This is a genomic window from Cyanobacterium sp. HL-69, from assembly GCA_002813895.1.
Classification (GTDB): Bacteria; Cyanobacteriota; Cyanobacteriia; order Cyanobacteriales; family Cyanobacteriaceae; genus Cyanobacterium.
In genome coordinates this window covers 3,004,376-3,023,484 of record CP024912.1, presented here as the reverse complement: position 1 = coordinate 3,023,484, position 19,109 = coordinate 3,004,376, and the positions used below count along the sequence as shown (strand labels likewise).

General features: G+C 36.5%; 13 protein-coding genes and 1 tRNA gene. 5 read left to right on the top strand and 9 right to left on the bottom strand.

Annotated features, from left to right (window positions below):
* Positions 1-84 precede the first annotated feature (84 nt).
* From AA637_RS14090 to recQ, 5 genes are all read right to left on the bottom strand, one after another.
* Complete coding sequence (locus tag AA637_RS14090) at positions 85-1,563, bottom strand: DNA phosphorothioation system restriction enzyme (RefSeq protein WP_446683275.1); 1,479 nt, start codon at positions 1,561-1,563, stop codon at positions 85-87.
* A 155-nt stretch (positions 1,564-1,718) separates the two neighbouring features.
* Entirely contained in the window at positions 1,719-2,498 is a 780-nt protein-coding gene (locus AA637_RS14085; RefSeq protein WP_446683274.1) for a pentapeptide repeat-containing protein, read from the bottom strand.
* Positions 2,499-2,619: 121 nt separating this feature from the next.
* Entirely contained in the window at positions 2,620-6,534 is a 3,915-nt protein-coding gene (locus AA637_RS14080; protein ID WP_446683273.1) for a tetratricopeptide repeat protein, read from the bottom strand.
* Positions 6,535-6,685: 151 nt separating this feature from the next.
* Positions 6,686-8,302 carry a protein kinase domain-containing protein gene (locus AA637_RS14075; RefSeq protein WP_446683272.1) on the bottom strand — a complete coding sequence of 539 codons (1,617 nt, stop codon included), beginning with the start codon at positions 8,300-8,302 and terminating at the stop codon, positions 6,686-6,688.
* A 241-nt stretch (positions 8,303-8,543) separates the two neighbouring features.
* A complete protein-coding gene (recQ, locus tag AA637_RS14070) occupies positions 8,544-10,667 on the bottom strand; it encodes a DNA helicase RecQ (protein ID WP_446683271.1) in 2,124 nt (707 codons plus the stop codon).
* Between the two features lie 111 nt (positions 10,668-10,778).
* Here recQ and AA637_RS14065 point away from each other — a divergent pair, with 111 nt between their 5' ends.
* The 4 genes from AA637_RS14065 to AA637_RS14050 all read left to right on the top strand — a co-directional run bounded on the left by AA637_RS14065 (position 10,779) and on the right by AA637_RS14050 (position 15,197).
* Positions 10,779-11,717, top strand: coding sequence for a DNA polymerase III subunit delta' (locus AA637_RS14065; RefSeq protein WP_446683270.1), 939 nt, complete (start codon positions 10,779-10,781; stop codon positions 11,715-11,717).
* 314 nt (positions 11,718-12,031) lie between these two features.
* Positions 12,032-12,793, top strand: coding sequence for a PEP-CTERM/exosortase system-associated acyltransferase (locus AA637_RS14060; RefSeq protein ID WP_446683269.1), 762 nt, complete (start codon positions 12,032-12,034; stop codon positions 12,791-12,793).
* A gap of 21 nt (positions 12,794-12,814) precedes the next feature.
* Positions 12,815-13,609: a PEP-CTERM/exosortase system-associated acyltransferase gene (locus AA637_RS14055; RefSeq protein ID WP_446683268.1), complete on the top strand. Its 795-nt coding sequence runs from the start codon at positions 12,815-12,817 to the stop codon at positions 13,607-13,609.
* Positions 13,602-15,197 carry an FAD-binding oxidoreductase gene (locus AA637_RS14050; RefSeq protein ID WP_446683267.1) on the top strand — a complete coding sequence of 532 codons (1,596 nt, stop codon included), beginning with the start codon at positions 13,602-13,604 and terminating at the stop codon, positions 15,195-15,197. Before AA637_RS14055 ends, AA637_RS14050 begins: the two co-directional genes overlap by 8 nt.
* Before the next feature lie 43 nt (positions 15,198-15,240).
* Here the strand turns inward: AA637_RS14050 and AA637_RS14045 are convergent, their stop codons facing one another.
* Positions 15,241-16,053 carry a PEP-CTERM sorting domain-containing protein gene (locus AA637_RS14045; protein ID WP_446683266.1) on the bottom strand — a complete coding sequence of 271 codons (813 nt, stop codon included), beginning with the start codon at positions 16,051-16,053 and terminating at the stop codon, positions 15,241-15,243.
* A 789-nt stretch (positions 16,054-16,842) separates the two neighbouring features.
* On the opposite strand from AA637_RS14045, the gene devC reads away from it, so the two are divergent.
* On the top strand, positions 16,843-17,991 hold the full coding sequence (gene devC / locus AA637_RS14040) for an ABC transporter permease DevC (RefSeq protein ID WP_446683265.1): 1,149 nt from the start codon (positions 16,843-16,845) through the stop codon (positions 17,989-17,991).
* Positions 17,992-18,050: 59 nt separating this feature from the next.
* On the opposite strand, the gene AA637_RS14035 is transcribed toward devC, so the two are convergent.
* From AA637_RS14035 to AA637_RS14025, 3 genes are all read right to left on the bottom strand, one after another.
* Complete coding sequence (locus AA637_RS14035) at positions 18,051-18,368, bottom strand: HepT-like ribonuclease domain-containing protein (protein ID WP_446683264.1); 318 nt, start codon at positions 18,366-18,368, stop codon at positions 18,051-18,053.
* Between the two features lie 23 nt (positions 18,369-18,391).
* Complete coding sequence (locus AA637_RS14030) at positions 18,392-18,685, bottom strand: nucleotidyltransferase family protein (protein WP_446684611.1); 294 nt, start codon at positions 18,683-18,685, stop codon at positions 18,392-18,394.
* A 198-nt stretch (positions 18,686-18,883) separates the two neighbouring features.
* Positions 18,884-18,956, bottom strand: a tRNA-Glu gene (locus tag AA637_RS14025).
* Positions 18,957-19,109: the final 153 nt, after the last annotated feature.

Genomic DNA, 19,109 nt, shown 5'->3' with positions numbered 1-19,109 from the left:
GATTTTTTTCTCGCCAAGGCGTAAAGAAGAAAAGAAGTGAAAAAGAGGCTGGTGTTAAGGATTGCTTTTGATTAAAGGTTATTTTCAATATACATCAAAGTGATTTTGAAGGTGGAATAGTTTTTCTTTGGCGTAGTCGGCATTATTGGCTAGGTTGGCAAATTCCATAAATCGTTTGATTTCTTTTTTGAGGAGGCTTTTTTCTATTTCCCATGTTTCTCTATCTAGGATTGGGGGAATAACTATCATGTCGAATATATTGGCTTCTTTTTTACTGTGATGGGGGCGTAATACTCTACCCCTTCTTTGGATAAATTGTCGGGGGTTACTACTACTGGCGAGGATGACTGCATTTTTGATGCTGGGTATATCGATACCTTCGTCTAGGCAACGGATGGAGACTATACCTTGTAATTCTTTGTTTTCCAGTTGTTGTTTAATGGTTTCTCTTTCGGTGAGGGGAGTATTGGCACTATAGATATTTACTCGGTAGCCTATTTCTTTACCTAAAATGCGGGTAACAATTTCTAGCTGTCTCTCTGTTTTTCCTTCATATTCTACTTTTCCATCACCACAATAAAAAATGGTGCTATGGGTGTTTATTCTTTCCTTCATTAATTCTTTGAGGGCGGTTAATTTATTTTTTGCTGTACCAATTAAGCGCGATCGTCTCACTAATAAGGCTGTAAGATGACGGTTATGGGGCGAATTATCCTTTGACAATTCCCAACCGATTTTTTTTGTGAGTTGGGTGTATCTTTTTGCCTCAAATTCTGTCAATTCCACAAAGATAGGATAGTAATTGTAGCTAACAAGGGCTTTTTTCTTGATGGCATCACCAAGGGTAAATTCTGGTTGTAATACTTTTCCAAAGTAACTAATTAGGGCATCGGTGCCATGTTCATCATAGTACCTTTCGGGGGTAGCAGAAAGGGCTAGTCTTAAACCAATGGTTTTGGGCAAAAGGCTTTGTAATTTCGCACTACCTAAATTATGGGCTTCGTCTCCAATGATTAAAGTTTTTTCAGGAAAAAAGGGCAACTGGGTTTGAAATCCTTGACTAATAAAAGTAGAATTTGTAGTGATAATGGTTAAAAATTTTGTCTTTGAACTATTAATATTATATAGTTTTGTTGATAGTTCGCTATGCCAATTATTGACACTATTAAAAGCAAGAAAAGGAATTAAATTAAATTTTTCTGCTTCTTTTGCCCATTGTAATACTAAGTGACGAAATGGACATATTACGAGTAAAATTTGTAAACCTATTTGCTGATAAAGTTCTGTGGCAACAGCAAGGGCTGTGATGGTTTTACCGCTACCTGTGGCCATTTTTAATGTACCTCTACCCTGATTTTTTAACCAATTAATAACCGCCTGTTTTTGATAGTCTCTGAGGTTTAACTCATGGGGAATTTTGGGTATTCCTGTATTTTCGGTTTTTGCTTGATATATATAAGACTTTTCAGCTAATTTATATCTATTTTGTTGTTGATAGTTTTCCGCAAGTTTTTGCCAATTGATATGACCCAAGAATTGATTGGCTAAACCTGAAAAACTCATTTTTTTTGACTGTTTTGGCTAGTTTGTCAGTGTATTTAAGTTCGGAAAATTTGTTATTAATTAGTTGGTTAATAAACAAGAATATTTATCCCAAAGATTTGGGCGAACTTGATATTAATATAGCATTATTCCTAAAGTTGGTACATTGATTAAGGTTAAAACCCAAAAAATCTAAATACGAATGGTAATACACCACTCACGGCTTGAACAAATCTAGGACTACCCTGATTTCCCCCTAGGGGTTGACGGGGGTTTTCTATTTTGGCTTGGCTTAACTCCATAAACTGACTGGCAAGGGTGAAGCCTTCTTCATTATTTTCTATGGTATAAATAGTTTGAGCCTTTGTAAAGTCTTCTAGGGCTATATCCATACGGTCATAACGAGCCCTAATAATTCCTCTGGCTAGATATGCCGATGCCATGTTTGGATCTAGTTCGATAGCTGTATTATAATGGTTTAGGGCTTGGGGATAGTTCCCCTGACGGTCTTCTGCTAAAGCCCAACTAAAAAATTGCTCTGCGGAAAAGGCATCATTTGATATTCCTACGATACCATCTATCTGGGCATTATTTAAGTCAGTATTTTCAAAGGTTGCACCGATAACCCTTGCATTTCTTAAGTCGGTTTGATTTAAAATTGCACCTGTGAGGTTTACCCCTGCTAGGTTAGCACCATGGAGAGAAGCCCCTGTGAGGTTAGCATAACTCAAGTTTGCCCCTGTCAAATTGGCACGGCTGAGGTTTGCCCCCACGAGGTTTGCCCCCACGAGGTTTGCCCCAGAAAGGTTTGCCATGACTAAACCTGCTTGGCTTAAATCACATTCTTGACATTGTTTTGTCCTTAATAGTTGACTAAGATGGGCGATGTTTTCTGCTTTCACTGGAAAGGGGAAAATACTGAGAATTAGGGTTAGGAAAATAACAGATTTTTTCATGGCTAGAGGGGTTTTTGAGGGGGAATTATTGTTGAGTAAAGGAATAAAGAATAGGGATAAATTACAGTTATTTATTATGCAAGGGGGACATTATCAGATTTTTGTCATAGGAATAAAACTATTATAGTTTTTGTCTAAGTTGATTGGCTTCTTGGGTATAGTTGCCTTTTTCATAGTATTTGATGGCGGTTTGGATGTCGTCCATTTTTAAACAAGCAAGGGCTGCTTTTTGCCAATTATTGAGAAATGTCCAAAGTTGGGCGGCTTCTTCCCATTTTTCTTGATGTTCACACACGTGGGCTAGTTTTTCCCAATTAGAGAGTTTTCGCCAACATTCTTCGGCGTTTTCCCAGTCTTGGATTTTTTCATAATAGGTTACGGCTTTTTCTAGGTTGTCGGCTTTTACCCAAGCATCGGCGGCTTGTTTCCATTTCTTTTGTTGTTCACAAACTCGGGCTAATTGTTCCCATTTCCATGATTTTTGCCAACATTGGGCGGCATTTTCCCAGTCTCCTAATTTTTCGTAACATAGAGCGGCTTTTTCTGGGTTATCATTTTTGAGATAGGCATCGGCAGCCTGTTGCCATTTTTGTTGTTGCTCACATACTTCGGCTAATTTTTCGTAGTTATTGGCTTGAAACCAGTATTTTTCAGCCCTTTCCCAGTCTTGGCATTTTTCGTAACAGAGGGCAGCTTGTTCAATTTGATTTGATTTTAACCAATCGTGGGCGGCCATTTCCCATGTGCCTTGTTGTTTGACGGCGGCTTCGATTTTAGTGTCGTTACCGAGGATGCGCCAACATTCTTCGGCTTCTCGCCAGTGATTTCCCATTTCATAAACTAGGGCTGCTTTTTGTATTTCTTTTGCTTTTTCCCATGCTTTTCCTGCGGATTTCCATTGGGCTAATTCTTGCCAGATTTCTCCTGCTAATGCCCATTTTTCTTGTTTTTCTAGGGTAAGGGCGATCGCACTTTCATCTTCTAATATACGCCAACATTTTTCGGCCAGATGCCAGTAGTTACCTTGTTCATAACATAACGCAGCTTTTTCCATTTCCCCTGCTTTTTCCCATGATTTTCCTGCGGATTCCCATGCCCCTAAATTTTCCCAACTTTCGGCTGCTTCTTCCCATTTTTGTTGTTTTTCGATACAGAGGATACTTTTACTCCAATTATTGGCTTTTAACCATGATTTTTGAGCTTTACCCCATTCTTCTAATTTTTCATAACAGAGGGCTTGTAATTCGTAAGGGCTGGTTTTTTCCCACATCAAAGCCGCTTCTGACCATTTTTTTTGTTGCTGAAGTGCGATCGCCACATAACCCCAACACTGTAAATCTCGCCATAAACCCTCCGCCAAAGCCCACTCACTCGCATTTTGATAACAAAAAGCAGCCCTTTGTAACCCCCCTTGTTTTTGCCAAACCTCCGCCGCTGATACCCACTGCCCTTGAGTTTCATAAGACAAAGCCAAATCTTCCCATTTTTCCAACTCTAACCAACATTTTTGAGCCTCAGACCATTTTTGTGCCTTTTGCCAACAATCCGCCGCCCGTTGAATATCCCCCTGTTTCTGCCAACAATTTCCCGCCTTTTCCCACTGCCCCAAATTCTCCCAAATAAGGGCAACCTTATCCAACCTTTCCAACCTCGTCCACATTTTTACAGCAGATTGAAATTGATTTTTTTCCTGATAATATTTATCCGCCAAACCATAATAACTTTCCGCCTGAGATAACAAATTTTTCTCTCTACACTTATCCCCTGCCAACTCCCAATCATCATTAGCCTCAAAACAGCGTAACTTTCCAGCAAAATCATTGGCCTTTTCATAACAAAAATTAGCCAAATCAAAATCTCTTTTCTGCTCAAAATATAGCCCCCTCTGACTCCAACTTTCTGGCTTAGTCGTAGCCCATTTCGCCTCCCACAACTTGCTATCAACCTCATTCCAACAGCGAATAGCCTCATCAAAAATAAGTAACTTATTCCAAATATCCCCTGCCCTGCCCCAATTTCCCTTTACCTCTTCTAGTAAAGCCTCAATTTTTGCCGCCCCTAAAATATCATTAGCTTGAAAATAAATTTGACTACAAATTTTATAAGATTTATAAGAACCTATTTGTAAATAATTTTCGATGGTCTTATTAATATAATTTTCGTCACATTCCGAGAAAAAAGGCTCTAATTCCGTAGGGTAGCCCAACTCAATAACATTATTTAATTCACTGTGATTCCAAAAAGCAACATCACTTTTATCATAAAAATATAGTTGTTTTTTCGCACCATTGAGAGCAATAAATAAATCTTGATAAAATTCCTTATCTTCCAACAAATCTTGAGAAGATAAATTTTCCTTACCCTCAAAAAAATTCCATACTAAAACCCCATCAAACTGCAAATTATTAATTTCATTTACCATCAAAACTCTTTCGCTATCTTGAGGAAATAAACGAGTCAAATTTTCCTTTTCTGCCAAAGTTTTTACTACCACAGCATTTGCCGCCCCCAATCGATTACCCTGAGATAATATTTCTTCCTCTACACCTGAAACAACTAAAGGTTTAAAATTATTTATTAACCAAGAAGAATTACTCTGAAAACTAATATCTTCATCCATTTGATTATTTACAACTAATGCCATAATAAAATTGAGAAGATTATTTATTTTATCGCTAGTGCAAAAATTACAATCTATATACTTAGGCTCAAGGGTTGGACGAATTGTTTTCCATTGGGGGGATTTTAAATATTCTTCAATGGCAATTTTTTTGACTCTACCCCAATTAAAACTACCTCTAATTAAAGAGGAATAATCTTCTCCTGTCATAAATAATTGAGGAATGTAGTCTTGTTTATTTTCTATTTTTAACAATGCAAATATAAGTTGAATTTCAATTTCACTTAATTCTTGTACATCGTCCACATAAATTACATTATATTCCCCTAAATAGTTGTCAGGCAATTTTTTTAAAATATATTGTACTAAATCAATTTGATCCCAATAATTGTTATTTTCTAGCCATTGTTGATAGTTATTAGCATATTTATAAATATAATTAAAATTACTATTTGGGGGGAATAAACTCTGATTTCTAAGGGCTAAATAATCATTATAACTAATTAAACCTTGACTATTTTTTAATGATTTGCTGGAACCTTTTATTAATTGATGTATTTCTTTCCAGAGTAAATTAATGTCAATGAATTCAATGGTTTGCTCTTTACAAAAATATTCTTTAAATTTGTATTCTGTAATTTGTCTTTGGGCTAAAAACTGATTTTTACTTTTTAATTCTTTCTCGGATGCAAATGTTTTGGTAAAAGAATGATAATCTTTTATTTGTAATTGCTTAGAAGAGTGGGTACTTAGGTTTTTAACAAAATTTGTTAATTTTTTTTGTTCGTTTTGGGTGCTAGTAAGATAAATAATCTTACATTCAGCATCATGTTGATAGTCATTAGTTTTTTGTAGGGCATGGTATAAAGAAAGAGTTGTTTTTCCTGTACCTTTATTTCCTGATAAAAAAATAGGTAAACTATGATTGTTTTCTATAAATTCTTTTTGTTGTTTTGATAAGATTACGGGATTAAACTTGGATGTATCGAGTTTTAAATCATCTAAATAAAAGTCATCTATGGCTGAGGTTGTATTAGCTATTAAAGAATTACTCAAATTGAAAGCAAAATCGATAGCATCGATAATATTGTCTTCTAGTTTTTGGTTTATTTCTGAGGTAACTTTAATAGTTTTGTGATGATAGGAATAATTTTCTAAATTAATGGTTTGTGAAGATAAAAAGCCGATTAATTTAATATTTTTTGCAGAAGGTAAGAAAACACCAATAAGAGAATAATTTACGGTTAAATCAATTTTTATAATAACTTTTTGCTCATGGGTAACATGGGAAGATAAGTCGTCTGGGGAGATATTTGTGGTGATGGTTTCTCTAATTTTATTTAATAAATAATTATTTTCTTGAGCATTTAATTTATTTAGTTGACTCCAAAAAGAAAAAGAGAAAGTTATATCCATGGCAAAAGTACCCACTATACGACTTGATATATATTAAGTTTAAAGGATTTGTTCTCAAAATACTTGTTAATTCTTTTATAGATTCCTTTCTTGGTAGGTATTCATCAAAATTTTTCTTGATAATGAATTTTAACTATAAAAATATTTGAGGTTATTCTCTTGGTTTTGTAACTTGTAAAAATTGAGAAGAGGTAATTTGAGGCACTCCATCCATGGTAGTTACAGTATAGTTTCTTTGCTCTCTTTGGGTTGTACCATCAGGATAATAATAGGTGTTATCACCCACAAGGGTTATGGATTGGGAGGATTGAGAAGTTATCCTTAAATCTTCCACTGTTACCTTATCAAATTGTTCAAAAAAACTCTGTCTAAATTGACTTTGCATGGATGGGGAATAAAGGGCGATCGCACTTTCAAACTGTTTTGCAGACAAATAGGAGTACAATGACTGTAAAGTCTGTTTTGCTTCTTGTTCAGATAGTACAGGAGTAGTATCTGGCGGAGGAGTTTCTTCTATGGGGGGATTAGGATTAATTTCTTCAGGAGGATTAATTTCCGCAGGGGGAGATTCTACTTCCTCAATATCTTCTTCAGGAATTTCCTCTGTAATAGGATTGATGGGAGTGTTTTCTTCCTCCCTTGGATTTGTATCTGTATTTTTCCTTTCCATATCCATAGGCGAATCTTTTTCCTCCTCAACTTCTCCCTCCGTCTCCTCGACGACAACTTGATTATCCTGCCTAGGTTGGGCAAGAAAAAAACCTCCCATTAAAGCCAAAAAAACTACCATACTAAACATCACAACCATCAGAAAATTGCTGGAAGAAGAATCCGATAAATTATCATCCTCAACTCGAGGAGTTATCACCTGAGTTTTAAGTAACGTATCAGAAGGAGAAGATAACTGGGTTGGGGCAATGATAGGGGATGCCATAGCCATCGACAGGGGAGAAACTTCCCCCATAACAGTCAACACATCCTGATACATTTCCTCTGCATTACCATAACGACTAGGAATATCTATTTTAGTTGCTTTTTCCAAAATTTCTCGAAAACCAGACTCTAAATTAGGGATATAATCCTGCCATTGTAACTCCCCCGTTAGGGTATCAGAAGGAAACTCCATGGGAGATTTACCCGTCAAACAGTAAATTATGGTTAACCCAAGAGCGAATAAATCGGAACTAAAAACCGTGCGCCCCAAACCCTGCTCAGGTGCCATAAAGCCTCTTGTACCAACGATTACAGAACTTACAATAGAGCCATTAGGGGTGGTAAAACTGCCCATTTTTTCCTTAACTGCCCCAAAGTCAATTAACACGGGCAGGTTATCTTTTTCTCTGATGATGATATTTTCTGGTTTGATGTCTCGATGAATAATATTTTGACTGTGAATATATTTCAATACTTCTAAAAAAGAAAGCAAAATTTCTTTACACTTATCAGGAGAAATAATACCTATTTGATTAAGGCTTTTTCCTTGTATATATTCTTGTACTAGATAATATCTATCTTGATGATGAAAGTAAGCATAAAGGGTAGGAATTTGTTTAGAATTTTCCCCTAATTCTTCTAAGGTAGAGGCTTCTTTTAAAAATAGTTTTTCGATTAATTCTGACCTATTTTTGTCATGAATTGGCTTAAGGGATTTTACCACTACTCTTTTTTGAGTAGGGCTATGTAAATCTTTGGCTAGATAAGTCTCACCAAAACCCCCTGTACCCAGATGATTTATGATTTCGTATCTATTTAATAATATATTTTCCATATCCAAAAATTATGAATTATTTTTTAGTATTTATTACAAAGATTAATTTTAAAATTAAGTTTATTTTTATAAAAATTAATTTGATAGCAAGGGGTTAAGTAGGTTAGCAAAATTAATCATAGCTCTTATTTTATTAAGACTCTTATGAAGAAGGGGTTTAAACCCCTTGCCTAAATTGATTTAATTATGCCTACTTACTTAAAACTTTTATTAAAGAGATGTTAATTACAAATAAGTTTAATTATCCATTCTCCATTCTTTTAAACCATGCCCTAACCAATTTAATCTCATCATAAGTATATTCATCAGGTAAATGTTGTTTAATTTCTTTTAACTTCTGATTACCTACTTTCTTGAGGATATCTAGGATAACCTTTTGTTTCTCTGTTTTAACAAAATCATTAACTATAACAGGTTGATTCAATTCTATTAATTCACTGAGATGGGAGACAATGCTAGTAACAGATAAACCCCTTTCTTTGGCGATGTCAGCAATACCTAGCCCTTGTTGATATAGTTGTAGGGTTTTCATTTGGGTATTGGTAGGCAGTTGGAAAGGTAATTGTTTTTGCTGGATAAATGTTCTAATTTCTGAGATAAATATATCGCCATATTTATGCAATTTATAGTCGTTTACCCCCGAAAGTTGGGCAAATTTTGCGGTGGTGTCGGGTTGCATTTGTGCCATTACTTTGAGGGTTGAATCGTGAAAAACGACATAGGGAGCAATATTTTCTAAATCTGCTAATTTTTTACGTAATGTTTTGAGTTGATTGAGTAAAATTTCTACTTCTACGGCTTGGGAGTTTAAATCTCTCGATGCTTTTTTTACGGCTTTGCCTTTAACGGCAACATATACTTTTGTTTCTCCTTTTAATATTTTCTTACTTTGATCGTTTATTTTAAGAATATTATATCCATCGCTAGTTTGTCTTACTAACCCTTGATAAACGAGGGAGGTGGCAAGATTTTTCCATTCATCGGTGGTATGATCTTTTCCTATACCATAAGTGGATAATAAATGGTGTCCATATTCATAAATTCTTTTATCCCTGGAACCTCTCAAAACGTCTATGATATGTTTAGTTCCAAACCGTTGATTAGTGCGATAAACACAGGATAAAAACTTTTGGGCTTCAATAGTCCAATCTTCTATGGGTTTTGGATTTAGACAGTTATCACAGTTACCACAATTACCTTTAAATTTTTCACCAAAATAACTTAGTTGGGGGATGCGCCGACAATAGTTTGTGTCTGCATATTCAATGACTTTGGCTAGTTGGGCATAGGCAATTTTTTGCTCTTGGGGGTTGGTTTTTTGTCTGATAAAGTAGTTTATTTTTTGTTTATCACCACGGCTATATAAAAGAATACAACTGGCTTTTTCGCCGTCTCTCCCTGCCCTGCCTGATTCTTGATAGTAGCTTTCTATGTTGCGGGGTAAGTCGTAATGCACTACTAAACGGACATCGGGTTTGTTGATACCCATACCAAAGGCAACAGTAGCTACCATGATGCGGACATCGTCTCGGATGAAGCGGGTTTGATATTGCGATCGCACTTTATCACTTAATCCAGCATGGTAAGGAAGGGCGCTAACCCCATCTCTGGCGAGTCTTTCGGCTATTTCTTCGGTACTTTTGCGACTGATACAATAAACTATACCAGAACCTTGGTGAGAACGGATAATATGGAGTAGTTGGTTATAAGCACGGGTTTCTTTTGGCTGTACTTCGTAGTAAAGGTTTTGACGGTTGAAACTGAAGCGATGAATTTGAGGATTGCGCAGGTTTAGCTGTTGAATTATATCCCGTTGTACCCTAACTGTGGCGGTAGCGGTGAGGGCAATGATTGGCACTCGGGGATATTGGCTACGCAAGTATTTCATCTGACGATATTCTTGGCGAAAATCATGACCCCATTCAGAGATACAATGGGCTTCATCGATGGCAAAGGCGGAGATACCTATTTTTTGAACTACTGTGTCTAAAAAAGGTTGAAATGTATCGCTAACAAGCCTTTCGGGGGCGAGGTAAAGGAGTTTGATTTTTCCTGCTAAAATGTCCCTTTGACGGATTCTGGTTTCTTCATAATTGAGGGTGCTGTTGATGTAGGTTGCCCCGATGCCGTTGTCTTGTAGGGCTGTGACTTGGTCTTGCATCAAGGATATGAGGGGGGATATGACGATGGTTATACCCTGCTTCAAGAGGGCAGGAAGCTGAAAACAGAGCGATTTTCCGCCCCCCGTGGGCATGATAACTAAAAGGTCTTTATGGGTGATCGCATCTTGGACAATTTTTTCCTGCCCTGGGCGAAAACTGTCATAACCGAAGTATTTTTTTAGAGACTCTGTGAGTGAAGACATTTTAATGGGGAATAGGGAATGGGCAATGGTTAATATTTTATAATCATTTGCAAAATTACCCTCTCACTTTAAATTAATTATCAATTATCAACTATTAATTATCAATTATTTATGAAACCCCTTGCAAAATTAATTGGACAACCTTTAGCTGTAGAATTGTTAGAAAGGGCGATCGCCATTAATCGTATTGCCCCTGCTTACTTGTTTGTAGGGGCGAAGGGTGTAGGTAAAGGATATGGGGCGAGGTGTTTTGCGGAGATGCTGATGATTCGCCCCGAAGATGATTATGCCGCCATGGTGCAAAAAATACAGGCAGGAAACCACCCCGATTTCCTTTGGGTAGAGCCTACATACACCGAAAAAGGTGAACTTATTACCGCCTCCCAAGCTCAGGAGCAGGGTTTAAAAAGAAAAAATGCTCCACAAATCAGAATTGAGCAAATAAGGGCGATCAGTGAGTTTTTAGGTCGTCCCCCTCTCAAAGCCCCTCGCTCGGTGGTGGTAATCGAGGATACGGAATTGATGGCAGAGTCGGCGGGGAATGCTTTATTAAAAACCCTTGAGGAGCCGGGGAGAGCTACCATTATCTTAATAGCCCCCAGTGTGGATGCCATTCTTTCTACCCTTGTATCCCGTTGTCAGATGATTCCTTTTTCTCGCCTCAGTGAGGATGATTTGGCTTATGTATTGCAGAGGCAAAATGCGGCGGATGTGTTGGAATATCCTCAGTTAGTAAAGTTGGCTCAAGGCTCTCCGGGGAAAGCGATGGGCGATCGCACTAAGCTGTTAGAAATACCATCAGATCTACTTTCTAGGTTATCACAATTACCCTTAGGGGCGATTGAGGGATTTCATCTGGCCAAGGAAATTAGTGACAGTTTGGAATTAGAAACTCAGCTATGGTTAGCGGACTATCTACAATGTCTTTACTGGGATAAACAACGGAATAAAGAAATAGTAGAAGGGTTAGAAAAGGTTAAAAGAGCGCTGAAAAGTTATGTACAACCTCGCCTTGTGTGGGATTGTTTCTATTTACATTGTATTACTTAATGGACTCAGGGCGATCGTTCAAAATTTATCATGGTGCATAAAATGCAAATGTGAAGTGGTATGTCATTACAAATTTATTGAATGAAAAACTGTCCTAAAATTCAAAAACTTAATGCAACTTTTCATATAAAACAATTTTTTATTGTTATCTTTGAGTGAAAAATTATTTCTTCTAGTCTTTATCTATTTTTATTAAGTATTATCACTTATTTTTATTCAAAATTAATATGTATTACTGAGAAAAAAAAATAAAAATACTTACTTAGTACGGAAAAAAAGATATAATCAAAAATGTTAATCACCTAAAATAAATTATGGACGGCATTGGCTTAGGAGAACATTTTTTTAAGTATTTTGATATATTTGTAGCAAATACCCAAGAATTAAAAGAAGAAGTATTCAGAATTAGGTATCAAGTATATTGTCAAGAACTTGGCTATGAACCCGTAGAAAATTTTCCTGATTTTATGGAAAAAGATTCTTACGATAATCGCTCTATTCATTGTATTTTGCAACATAAATCAACGGGAATTTATGCAGGATGTGTACGTCTGGTTTTATCTAATACCAATGATATAGATCATCGTTTTCCTTTTGAAAGTATTTGTCATAACCATACCTTTGATTTTGAAAATATATCGAGGACAAATGTTGCTGAGATTTCTCGACTAGCAGTAATCTCCCAATTTAGAAAAAGGTCAGGGGAACAAAATACCCCCAGTGGTTTAATTGTTTTTGAAAATAGAAGTAAAGAAGAGATTAGAGAGCAAAGACGACGTTCTTCCGTAATCGCTTTAGGACTTTACTTAGCCGCCACAAGCCTTGGCATGGACTTGGGGCTTAGTCATGCTGTCACCTTAATGGAACCTCGACTGGCTAGGCATTTACGCATGAGTGGCTTAATTGCTCGTCCCATTGGTACTGTTGTTGACTTTCATGGTAAAAGAGGTCCATACACCCTGGAAAGACAAGAAGTTTTGAATGGCTTCAGTGAAAATACGGAGATTTATTGTTTATTTAAAAAAATACAAGCTACTATAAAAGACAATATCTGTTATCAGTTTTGTTCAGCTTAACAATAAATTCGTAAACTTAGTATGAGTCTAAATATAAAAGCTATAAAGCCAAATCAACCTCTATTATTAGATCATAGATTCGTATATAGTTCTCAACAATTTGATATTTGCATTGCAAATACACCTAAACTGAGAGAAGAAGTGTTCCGTATTCGTTATCAAGTTTACTGCCAAGAATTAAAGTATGAACCCCTAAGTAAATTTCCTGATAAATTAGAACAAGATGCTTATGACTCCTGTTCAATCCATTTATTACTTAGGTATAAACCCAAAAACATTTACATTGGTTGTGTGCGCTTGGTTCTGTCTTCAGATGGTTTTCAGCAACGATTTCCCTTTGAACGCATTTGTGATGAACACTTTCTTGACTTTAACTGTATTCCTAGATCTTATTTTGGAGAAGTTTCCCGTTTAGCCGTACTTAGTCATTTTCGCCAGTGGAACCAAAAACAAACTATTTATTCTGGTGACTTTAATCAGTATGATAATAAATTTACTAGGCGCAGTTTATCAATTATTCCTCTCACACTTTATTTAGCTGTGACGAGTATTGTTTCTGATTTGAATTTGCAATATGCCATTAGTCTTATGGAGCCAAGATTATCTCGTCAGTTAAAATTGTATGGCTTAAATTCTTATTTTTGTGGAGAAATTATGGAGTTTAAAGGAAAAAGAAGACTTTTTCTATTAAATACTTCCGAAGCAATTAATAACATTAGCAAAGATATTTATCTTTATAATTTATTTCAAAGAATACAAGCTAATATAAAAATGGATGATTGCACTAATATTTTAAATGGAGAATTTTATGGATAAAAAACAAGCGATCGCCTCTTGGACAAGCATTTTAAGTGAAGAAAATATTATCACGACCGACACAGTTTTAGAAAAAAAAGAAACCGCCACATATTTAACTGACAATAAAATTTGTGCTGTATTACGCCCTAGTAATAGTCAAGAAATAAAAAAATGTTTACACATCGCAAATGAGCATAAAATTCCTATTTATCCTGTTAGCACTGGCAAAAATTGGGGCTATGGATCAAAAGTACCTACGGGAGATGGTTGTGCCTTAATGGAACTGAAAAAGATGAACAAAATCATCGACTTTAATGAGGAATTAGGCTATGTAACCATTGAGCCAGGGGTTACTCAACAACAACTATATGAATTTTTACAGGAAAAAAAATCTAATCTTTGGCTAGACTGCAACGCTTCTTCCGTGGAAAGTAGTCTCATTGGGAATACCATGGAACGGGGATTTGGGCATACTCCCTACGGTGATCATTTTGCCCAAGTTTGTGGCATGGAAGTGGTACTACCTACGGGGGAAATTATTCATACGGGATTTGGGAAGTTTGAGAACGCCACAGCAGCCCCTGTATATCGTTGGGGATTAGGTCCTTATTTAGATGGACTTTTTACCCAGTCTAACTTTGGTATTGTTACGCAGATGACTTTTTGGTTAATGCCTGCCCCAGAATATTTTGAAGCGTTTTTCTTTAGTGTCGAAAGGGATGATCAATTGGCGGATTTGATTGATGCTCTACGCCCTCTCAGACTAGATGGCACCATTAAAAGTGCGGTACATATCGGCAATAATTACAAGGTCTTGTGTGCTTTGCGACAATATCCTTGGGAGGAAGCCAAGGGCGTTACCCCTTTACCTGATGAAGTGTTAAATCAGTTTGCCAAGGATTGGGATTTTGGGGCGTGGAATGGTTCGGGGGGTATTTACGGAACGAAAAAACAAGTTGCGGAAGCGAAAAGATTAATTAATAATGCCCTCAAGGGAAAAGTCCGCCGAATCCAGTTTTTGGATGACCGCACCATAAAAATTGCCGATGGCATTGCCAAACCCTTCCAAAAAATAACAGGTTCTCATTTACCAGAACTATTAGACCTGATGCACCCTGTTTATGGCCTAATGAAAGGTGTGCCTACCAGTACCCAGTTAGCTAGTACCTATTGGCGCAAAAAAACACCTATCCCAGAAAATCCAGATCCTGATAGGGATGGTTGCGGTTTAATCTGGTGCGCCCCTGTAGCTCCCTTGTTAGGAAAGCACGGGGCAAAAATTAACCAGATAGTAAGAGAAACTCTACTCAAATACGGGTTCGAGCCTCAACAGTCCATCACCTTGTTAACGGAAAGGGTACTCGATTGTGTCATTTCCATTGGTTATGATCGAGACATACAAGGAGAAGATCAACGAGCTTTGGAATGTTATGACGAGTTGATGGATAAACTCACCAGTAGCGGTTATTACCCCTATCGTTTAGGTATCCATTCCATGAAAACCATGGCGAAGGGGGAAGATAGTTACAATCAACTGCTCCGACAGTTAAAAAGTACCCTCGATCCTAATAATATTCTTTCTCCGGGGCGTTATTCCCCAGAATAGATGATGGCTTTGCCCTCCTTTGTCAGGAGGGTTTTTATTTTTGTTAATTTAAAACTTTTTCTCTTCTTTTTTTCAAACCCACCATGGAGCCTAGAAGACCAAAGACCATCAAACCACCAACGGCAGAGGGTTCAGGAACGGTAGCAGCAGACACCACAGCATCAGCAGTCCAACTAGGAGCTTCGTATGGATTGTTAACATCAGAAAGTAATGCAATAACTTCCGCTTGGTTGTCACCATTAAAGGTTAAAGCAGTGGTAAAAGAGCCGAAACTTTCACTATTATCATCAGCATTTATAAATCTGCCATTAAAATTCAAGCTGATTGTTGTATCTTGTCCGCCTACACCTACTGAAGTGTATTCAGGTAAAGAAATTGAATCTAGGGCAAACGTATATTCCAAAGTATTCCAATTGTCATCAGTAGTTTCACTATATATTCTTAAAAAGTCAGAAATTTCAAAGTCTGGTCCACCTGTTTCTTCAGCAAGAAACGCAAGAGAATCAGCAGTGGTTACATTTCTAATTAAGCCTCTGTGATTGAAAAAACTAGCAAAATCGCCACTTCCATTAAACTGAAGGGCAGTACCGAATCCAGTAGGAGTTGTTGATGGTAAAAATTCAAACCCTGTAATAGGTTTACCAAAGGGATCATCAACACCTGTATATGTTAGTAAAACCCCTCCAGGACTAGCATTTGCTGCAACTCCACCAACAGTTATGCCGCCCAAGGTGAAAGGTTGTATTGAAACAGTTCCTTCTAGTGCCGCGGCATTTACTGTGTTAGTAACCATAAATGTACTACCAATCGCTAGAGAGCCTACCGCTAGATACTTGCCTAAATTATTATTAATCATTATCTTTTATGTCCTTGTATGTATATTTAAAAAATTCGTTCTACCCTTTCAGTAATCGCTTAAGTGATAAATTTAATTAGTACCTACTTCTTACTTGCGTGTACTTAAGTGTATTTATGTACAAATTTAACAGGTAGAAAACAAAATGTCAACTCGATTTTGTAAAGATGAGATAAAGTTTTGAAGGATTTATGAGGCTAAGATAAAGTTTATTAAAAATAACAAAATCATTATTTAACAATACTTAACAATAATATTGATTGTTGTAATTGTATTTAAAGTCAAATAGTAGTGCATTTAACTAAATTAGCTAATATTAGACATTTTGCAAACAAAAACCAATTAAATTGCGACTTAAGCAAGATTTTTTAAGATTTATTGCCATATAGCTTTCTTTTTCTATCTTTTTTTGGGTAGTAACCGAGGGGAACATCTTAACTAGCTTGTTACTAATATTTAGTCCCGTTATTGAAATAGTAATTAGTATGAGAATCTTAATTTTTTATTAAGTATATTTTCGTACATCATGTTTACTAAGGTCACGTCTTCTATCAATCCTCCATAAATAGAAAAAACTGTCAAATATTCCTACGTATGTACCCATAGACCCTGAAGCGATCGCCCACAGGGATTTTATCGAAATATTCCAACATTACGGGTGGACAATAGATAGTGATGATATATCATAAATATCAACCATTAATTATCAATTCGTAGGTAGTCTAAGGTGCAATCTAACGATAAATAATTATGACCGACATCTTTTGAAAAAAATAATAGTGTGAAATAGTGAAAACTCCCCTAGCTTGGTTACAACTAAGCCATGAAAGAATGCGATTGCTGATTGCCTTGGCAGGAATTGGCTTTGCAGATATATTAATGTTTATGCAGTTAGGTTTTCGAGGGGCTTTGTTGGATAGTGCTACTCTTATCCATGAAAAAATAGAAGCAGATTTGGTACTTATTAGCCCCCAATCCGAAGCCATACACTTAATGAAACCTTTTTCCCGTCGAGGTTTATATCAGACACTGCAACTAGAGGAAGTAGAATTTGTTTCACCGATTTATATTAGCTTGGGTGATTGGAAAAACCCTGAAACTGGTCAAGTGAGAACAATTATGGCCATGGGTTTTAATCCTTCCCATTCTATTTTAGATTTACCCTTGGTCAATGAAAATTTAGATCAAATCAAGTTGGCGGATACTTTTCTATTTGATGTGGCTTCTCGTCCAGAGTTTGGCAGGGTTAGGGATTTATATGAGACTCAAGGGGAGGTAAAAACGGAGATAAATAATCGTAATATTAAGGTACATGGGTTATTTTCCCTTGGCCCATCCTTCGCAGTAGATGGTACGGTGATTACCAGTGATACTAATATTTTACGGGCTTTTCCTGAGCGCCGAAGCGGTAATATTGAGATTGGTTTAATTGAGTTAAAAGAAAATGCAGATCCTTTGGCGGTAAAAAGTAAGTTAGATTCATTTTTGGGGGCTGATGTTCGGGTACTCACCCACGAGGAATTTATGGATTTTGAGCAGGGTTACTGGTCCAATAGTACCCCCATTGGTTTTATTTTTCTCTTGGGGGCTGGTATGGGTTTTGTGGTGGGTACGGTGATAGTGTATCAAATCCTATATGCGGATGTGTCGGATCATTTACCTGAATATGCTACCCTCAAGGCGATGGGTTATGGGGATAATTATTTTTTGGTGTTGGTGTTTCAGGAGGCTATAATTTTAGCAATTTTGGGTTTTATTCCTGGTTTTCTAATCTCTTCTGGTTTGTATAGTTTAACCAGGGCAGCTACGGCTTTACCTTTGGCAATGAAACTTTCTCGGCTGACGACAGTTTTGATTTTAACTATTATTATGTGTTTTATTTCAGGGGCGATCGCCGTTAGAAAATTAAAAGATGCTGATCCTGCGGATATATTTTAGTCATAATAAGGATGTGAAGTGTGTCTAAGTGCGATCGTTTTTCATCTTCTTAAGTTGTTTTAATGAAATCTTTGTAATATTAATTTCACCTGTTGCTTTAAAATGGGTAAATCCTTTTCAATCGCATTCCAAACTCTATTTAAACTAATTCCACCGAGATAATCATGAACTAAAATATTTCGAAAACCCGATAAAGCTTTCCAGTCCACATTTGGCACTTGAGCTTTTAATTCATCTGAAAGTCGTTGAGTTGATTCCGCCATAATTTGTAAACGCCGTAACACCGCATCCTGTATCAAACTATTGCTCAGAAAGTCTTCTCGTCCTTGATATGTATATGTTTGGATCGCCTCAATGCATTCTAATATATGGTGCAAATAAACTAAATTTTTATCGGTACTCATAGAAGTTGAGCCTCCGTCAAAATTTGTTCTTTAATAAAAACACTAATTCCATCTTCCGTTAAAACATCTACCTTACGCCCTAATAATTCTTGCAAATCCATCAATAATCCCCCTGGAAACCAAGGAGTTGTTTTGTCTGGGTCATAGTCAACCAAAAAATCAATATCACTTTCTGGGGTATCCTCTCCCCTTACCACCGAACCAAACACTCTAACATTAAAAGCCCCGTGCTTATCCGCTAACTGCAAAATTTGTTGTCGCTTTTCTTGTAATAATTTTTGTAAATACATAGCCATAATAAGCCAAATAAATTCGCTTTAGCTGTACCAATTTTATTGTATACTGCCCAATATAAAGATAAAAGTATGTTCAAAGATTTAAAGCGTTTAAAGTGCGATCAAACATAGTCTACTACTTTGCGATCGCCTTTAATTTTGCACAAAAGCAAAATAGGAACCAACTCACTGAGTTAGTTCCCGTTTTTTACATACCCCCAAGGGAATTCGAATCCCTGTCGCCTCCGTGAAAGGGAGGTGTCCTAGGCCTCTAGACGATGGGGGCTTAGGTTTTACATTTAACTTAAGTTTTCTTAACTCTCGTTTAACGCACATATATTAATATAACGAATCTATTTTGTAGTGTCAAGGAAATAGGCAATTTTTTTTTACTTTCTTTTAAAATTCTCTGGAACCATTGATAATGGATAATCCTACT